This window comes from Bacteroidota bacterium, from assembly GCA_018692315.1.
GTDB lineage: Bacteria > Bacteroidota > Bacteroidia > Bacteroidales > JABHKC01 > JABHKC01.
The window spans coordinates 1-2,971 of sequence record JABHKC010000160.1 but is presented as its reverse complement, the minus strand read 5'-3'; the positions used below and the strand labels follow the sequence as shown (position 1 = coordinate 2,971).

General features: G+C 29.3%; 3 protein-coding genes. All 3 read left to right on the top strand.

Translation table 11 applies throughout. The features are described 5' to 3' along the window. Nucleotides 1-110 precede the first annotated feature (110 nt). Genes HN894_12335 through HN894_12325 form a run of 3 tightly spaced genes read left to right on the top strand, consistent with a single transcriptional unit; the run spans nucleotide 111 to nucleotide 2,881 of the window. Nucleotides 111-1,007 (top strand): hypothetical protein, encoded by an 897-nt coding sequence (locus tag HN894_12335; protein ID MBT7144109.1) that lies wholly within the window; start codon nucleotides 111-113, stop codon nucleotides 1,005-1,007. Then, nucleotides 991-1,386: a DndE family protein gene (locus HN894_12330; protein ID MBT7144108.1), complete on the top strand. Its 396-nt coding sequence runs from the start codon at nucleotides 991-993 to the stop codon at nucleotides 1,384-1,386. Before HN894_12335 ends, HN894_12330 begins: the two co-directional genes overlap by 17 nt. A gap of 1 nt (nucleotide 1,387) precedes the next feature. Further along, a complete protein-coding gene (locus HN894_12325) occupies nucleotides 1,388-2,881 on the top strand; it encodes a DEAD/DEAH box helicase family protein (protein MBT7144107.1) in 1,494 nt (497 codons plus the stop codon). Nucleotides 2,882-2,971 lie beyond the last annotated feature (90 nt).

Here is a 2,971-nt window from a genome sequence, read left to right as displayed (position 1 = left end):
CTGCCCATATCCGAATGAAACGCTCGTTTGCTTCTTTTATAATTGTTGAATATTTAATTCTTATTTCATTTATTCTATCCATGTGGCAAAGATAGGAAAAAAAATTAATAATGGAGCAATTATATATTTACAATTACTTGGTTGATAACCTTAAAAACTCATACAGTATTCTGTTCAAACAAATAGTTAAAGAAGAAAAAAACAATCGCATCTTTTTGGCTAAAACCCTCAAGAAGATTGCAAATGCTGAATCCAAGGATACTGATGTACTTGCTAAGAAATACAAATCAGAAAAGGCAAATGTTGATAAAAGAATTGATGTACTCAGCACTGAGCAAAATAAATTACATGAAGAATTAGGGGCTTTTCAGCAGGAGCTTGCAACTAAAACAAAGGTAATTTCAGAATTAGCTAAAACAGTTAGTTTAGATGAAATGGATGAACAAAAAGACATAGCGACTAGCCGATTAATCAATGAGTTATCAGAGTTTATTTTGAAATTTAAATCAGAGAAAAAACACTCATTACAAAATCGTATTAAAAGGGAGCTACAGCAATTAATGCACAAGGATTTTATTGATGATGTATTGATTGAATTAGAAGATGATATTATTGAAATTAATCTTCTCGATAAGAAAGGGAGTTTTATTGAAAAAGATTCTCTTTCAAAAGGTGAACAACAATTATATGCAACTGCATTATTAAAATCTCTTGTTGATGAATCAGGGATTCAATTTCCCATATTTATTGACAGTCCATTACAAAAATTTGACAAGCGACATTCCAAAAATATTATTACAGAGTTCTATCCGTCAATCTCAAAGCAAGTTATTCTATTTCCTTTGCTTGAAAAAGAATTAACAGAGAAGGAGTTTTTACAGCTTACTCCATTTATTTCGCAAACTTTTGTTATAGAAAACAGGAATGAGAAATCTACAATAATTGAATGTGAATCAACCCAATTGTTTAACCGATTAGAAAAAAATAGCAATGTTCACTCACATTAAAACCTCAAAAGAAAATAGGGAACTTGTTTCTTACCTAACAAGAAAACTTAGTTTGGGAACTGAGAATATTATTGCCCGTATTGCCTTTACGTATTCAATATCAAAGGACAGGAAGATGGATTTAACTAAAATTCAAAACTCAGGAGGTAAAGAATATAGCAAAGCGGTATTATTTGGGAATAACCTTCCCTATTATGTTTCCTTGATTTGTGTGCATTACAATATTTACAAAACCGATAAGGATATTCCTAAATACATTAAAATGCATATTGATGATGGATTAGGGATAATAAATGAGGAATTAAAAGTAAACCCAAATCTTGACGGTTTTGAATATGTGATTGATAAAATTGAAAACGGTTTAATGGAATTAGTATAATATGTTAAAAGATACCCCATTTGAAATAGTTTACTCTACTGGAGAAAAAGAACCAATCGAGTTCTTTTTCGATGCTTTAATTGAAAGTAATCAGTTTGATTTGGGATTAGGCTTTTTTAGTTCAACAGCGATTAATGTATTAAGTGCTGGTTTTGCTTACTTTATTCATCGTGGAGGAAGAATGAGAATTATTATCAACGATATATTACCGCAAAAGGATAAGGAAGCAATTGAATCTGGCATGAAAATGACAGATATAGAATTTGAAGAAAAAATAATTGAAGATATTTCAAGATTTACCGAAACACTATCAAAACAAGATGAACACTTTTTTAAATGCCTTTCTTACTTAATCTCAGTAAATAGTATTGAGTTTATTGCAACAATTCCTGCAAATGAAAAAGGTGGCATTGCTCACAATAAATATGGAATTTTTACCGATGAACGATTTGATAAAGTCGTTTTTAATGGTTCTGCCAATTTCTCAAAAAATGCACTTCTTAATAATATTGAATCAATTAGTTGTTATAAATCTTGGACAGAAAGCAATACAGAGAAAGAAAGATTAAAATATTTTGAAAAGATTTTTAACAAAACTTGGATTGGGGATTCTCAAAATATCATAATTATTCCTATTGAAAGAGTCAAAAGCTATATTCAAGATTCATTTCCAACAAAAAATCTACAGCAATTAATTGACGAAGAAAAAGCACTTATTAATGAATTAGATATATATTCAAATTCAATAAAAGGTAAGCTTAATGAAATATATTCTACTATAAATATTAAACCAGAATTCCCATTTAATAGTGAACCAAGAGAATACCAAAAAGATGCATATACCAATTGGGTTAACAATGACTATCATGGAATTTTCGCAATGGCTACGGGAACTGGAAAAACAATTACTTCCTTAAATTGTGTATTGAACGAATATAAAAAATCAGGGAAATATAATGTATTAATCTTGGTTCCAACGCTTGCGCTTGTGGAACAATGGGAAAAAGAGATTGGTGAATTTAATTTCAATAACTATGTTTTAGTTTCGGGTGAAACTAAATGGCAAGAAGAACTGAGTAATTACAAGGCTAACTATAGATGGAGAAAACAAGAAGATAACCTCGTTATTATTTCTACATATCCTTCCTTTACAAATCCTAAGTTTCTAAATCTCTTTAAATCATTTCAATATAATTTCACAATAATTGCTGATGAAGCCCATAATATTGGAGCTCCATCTATCAAGGCAGCGTTTAAACAATTAAAATGTAAAAAAAGGATAGCTCTTTCTGCAACACCCAAAAGAATTTACGACTTGGATGGAACAAAAGAACTAGAATTGCTATTTAAAGACCAAGAACCTTACTGTTATTCATATTCACTTGAAAAAGCAATTGAGAATAACTTTTTAACTCCATATTTTTATTACCCTGTAATGGTTAATCTAGCCTGCATAATTCACAAAAACAAGCAAAATGATGTTAATATTCTGTAATACAGATAAATGCAAGCTTTGATAAAAAACATTAATTTTTTAAATAAAAATGGAGTTCATGTATATTTTTTTCCAATAAGTTACTATCTT

What these genes read in the sequence shown, in the direction of transcription:
- HN894_12335 (MBT7144109.1), top strand. Translation starts at nt 111, where the DNA reads ATGGAGCAATTATATATTTACAATTACTTGGTTGATAACCTTAAAAAC.
- HN894_12330 (MBT7144108.1), top strand. Translation starts at nt 991, where the DNA reads ATGTTCACTCACATTAAAACCTCAAAAGAAAATAGGGAACTTGTTTCT.
- HN894_12325 (MBT7144107.1), top strand. Translation starts at nt 1,388, where the DNA reads ATGTTAAAAGATACCCCATTTGAAATAGTTTACTCTACTGGAGAAAAA.